Origin of the sequence: Pseudomonas sp. 2822-17, from assembly GCF_002742485.1 — a bacterium.
GTDB lineage: Bacteria > Pseudomonadota > Gammaproteobacteria > Pseudomonadales > Pseudomonadaceae > Aquipseudomonas > Aquipseudomonas cyclaminis.
This window is the reverse complement of sequence record NZ_LJRZ01000208.1, coordinates 1-240: the sequence shown is the minus strand read 5'-3', so window position 1 is coordinate 240 and position 240 is coordinate 1. Positions and strand designations below refer to the sequence as shown.

General features: G+C 40.4%; 1 protein-coding gene. It reads right to left on the bottom strand.

The genetic code is table 11. The annotated features are described in order from the left end of the window. A partial coding sequence (locus AOA60_RS01615; protein WP_256592787.1) for a sugar phosphate nucleotidyltransferase occupies positions 1-240 on the bottom strand: 240 nt, incomplete at both ends.

Genomic DNA, 240 nt, shown 5'->3' with positions numbered 1-240 from the left:
GTAGCCTGTTGGATCATCAGCTAGTGCAGTTAATATCGAGACCTTAGCTTCTTTTTCTTCATGCTCTTTGATCAGTGCGTTGATAGTTGATTCTGTAATTAATGGCGTATCTCCACATAAAACAACAGTTGTTCCATCAAGCCCCTTTAGTGATTCTTCTGCTTGCGTCACTGCATGACCCGTTCCTAATTGCTCCTCTTGAATAACATAGGATACATCTTCACCTAATTGATCCTTAAC